Below are 2,035 nucleotides of genomic sequence, written 5' to 3'. Positions count from 1 at the left end.
TGGGAGAAGCTCTTTCAGGGGTAGTGATGGGTTTCGGGATTTTCTTTATCGCGGTTTACGTTAATGTGGCTCCAACAACCCTGATTGATTTGTCTTTTCACGGAACAACCTTTTTATTAGAAGGAAATATACTGACTATTTTAAAGATTTTTTGTGTCTCATTGCCGACTGTCTTTCTGATTGCCAATATTATGTTGGCAAATAATACTTGTGATTTAGAACAAGATATTAGCAATCATCGTTTTACATTGCCGTTTTATATTGGCAAGTCAAATGCGGTTTTATTATTTAATCTTTTGATGTATGCTTCTTATGTTATGGTGATTCTGGCTGTTATTTTTCGTTTATTGCATCCTATACTGCTCGGAGTACTCATAACCCTTATTCCTATTCGGAAAAATTTGCAGGAATTTAATCAGCGGCAAGTTAAAGAAGAAACCTTTTCCGTTGCCATTAAAAACATATCGTTGTTCTGCGGAGTAGAAATTCTCTTGTTAGCGGTTAGTCTATGGTTAAATTAAAAACAGACAACTATAGAGTGCAGCAAAAAAGAACAATTGACACTGTCTGCAAGAGATGGTAAATTTAGAAGGATATCACTAGCCAATTTAGAAAGTATAGGTGAAAAAATGGCTCTTAAAAAATCTGCTTTAGCTTGTTCTGTTTGCGGATCCAGAAACTATTCTAAAAAAGTGAATAGCGCAGGACGGACAGAACGCTTAGAAGTAAAGAAGTTTTGTAAATATTGTAACCAACATACCATTCATCGTGAAACGAAATAACAACAGATCCAAAGACCGTTCGGAGGGAATAGCATGGGTAAAATAAAGAATTTTTTTAGTGGCGTACGCAATGAAATGAAAGCTGTCACTTGGCCAACAAGCAGAGAACTGAAAAGAAACAGCCTCATTGTATTTGGAGTTTGTTTGATATTTGCAGTTTTCTTTATGGTTGTTGACTTCGGTATTGTTTCAATTCTTGATTTAATTTTTTAAAATTTAGGGAAACTACTAGCGGGATTACTTGCTAGATGGTATACTTAATGCAATTAATTGATGCGTGAAACCTTCCTTACTATAGATGAAGGTTTTTTTGTATGTCGTAAATAAAAAATTTAAGAATCATGAATAGCCAGATAATAGAGATAGGAGTTGTCAAGATGGAGCAAGTTGAAAGCGAAAAACACTGGTATGTCTTACACACATATTCAGGTTATGAAAATAAAGTGAAACAAAACATTGAATCACGTGCAAATAGTATGGGAATGGAAGATTACATCTTCCGTGTCGTCATTCCAGAAGAAGAAGAAACAGAAAAGAAAAATGGGAAAGACAAAGTAACAATGAAAAAAACTTTTCCTGGATACGTATTAGTAGAAATGATTATGTCGGATGATTCTTGGTACGTTGTTCGGAATACACCAGGAGTAACGGGCTTCGTTGGTTCTCACGGAGCGGGAAGCAAACCGGCACCGTTGCTGAATGAAGAGATCGAAGTCATTCTACGCCGTCTGGGTATCAGCTCGCGTCATAAAGAAATTGAATTTGAAGTAGGCGAAACAGTGACGATCATTGAAGGTGCGTTTAGCGGAATGACAGGGAAAATCACTGAAATCGAACACGAAAAAGCTAAATTAAAAGTAAACGTAGAAATGTTCGGTCGTGAAACAAGTACAGAACTTGATTTTGAACAAGCCGATAAAATCTAATTGTATATAGGGAAAAGTCTTTGAAAAGACGATTGAATCGATAACATTCTTTCGTCTTTGGTCAAAGGCTTTTTTTTAATCTGTAATATTAAAGTGAAAGTAATTTTCTTCTATTTGTTTGGTTTAATCAAAGCGGCGTTCTACAAAAGACACCTTATTGAAACGATCAACCAGTAAAATGGTAGAAGAAACGGTACCATATAGAGAATGTTGGATAAAAAGAGCTTCTTTTTCTTGTTGGTCTAGCGGAACATTGGCCCTTTCTTTCAACGGTGTGGTCAAAAAAGAAAAAAGAGACTCAATTTTAGGCAGCGCGTTGTTTTGAGT

At 35.7% G+C, this 2,035-nt stretch carries 5 protein-coding genes; 4 read left to right on the top strand and 1 reads right to left on the bottom strand.

The annotated features are described in order from the left end of the window. From RT405_RS02415 to nusG, 4 genes are all read left to right on the top strand, one after another. A partial coding sequence (locus RT405_RS02415; protein ID WP_313467247.1) for a UbiA family prenyltransferase occupies nt 1–521 on the top strand: 521 nt, incomplete at its 5' end. Between the two features lie 108 nt (nt 522–629). Next, entirely contained in the window at nt 630–782 is a 153-nt protein-coding gene (rpmG, locus tag RT405_RS02410; protein WP_084683634.1) for a 50S ribosomal protein L33, read from the top strand. A gap of 33 nt (nt 783–815) precedes the next feature. After that, on the top strand, nt 816–995 hold the full coding sequence (gene secE / locus RT405_RS02405) for a preprotein translocase subunit SecE (RefSeq protein ID WP_035031053.1): 180 nt from the start codon (nt 816–818) through the stop codon (nt 993–995). A 164-nt stretch (nt 996–1,159) separates the two neighbouring features. Further along, complete coding sequence (nusG, locus tag RT405_RS02400) at nt 1,160–1,708, top strand: transcription termination/antitermination protein NusG (protein WP_313467242.1); 549 nt, start codon at nt 1,160–1,162, stop codon at nt 1,706–1,708. A gap of 123 nt (nt 1,709–1,831) precedes the next feature. Here the strand turns inward: nusG and RT405_RS02395 are convergent. Further along, on the bottom strand, nt 1,832–2,035 hold a 204-nt coding region (locus tag RT405_RS02395; RefSeq protein WP_313467240.1), incomplete at its 5' end, for an NRDE family protein.

Source organism: Carnobacterium sp., assembly GCF_032094055.1.
Taxonomy (GTDB): domain Bacteria; phylum Bacillota; class Bacilli; order Lactobacillales; family Carnobacteriaceae; genus Carnobacterium_A.
Note: the sequence above shows the minus strand (reverse complement) of the source record. Positions and strands in the feature narration are given on the sequence as shown.

Bases quoted from the DNA above. Each gene is read 5' to 3' on its own strand.
- rpmG (WP_084683634.1), top strand. From the start codon at position 630: ATGGCTCTTAAAAAATCTGCTTTAGCTTGTTCTGTTTGCGGATCCAGA.
- secE (WP_035031053.1), top strand. From the start codon at position 816: ATGGGTAAAATAAAGAATTTTTTTAGTGGCGTACGCAATGAAATGAAA.
- nusG (WP_313467242.1), top strand. From the start codon at position 1,160: ATGGAGCAAGTTGAAAGCGAAAAACACTGGTATGTCTTACACACATAT.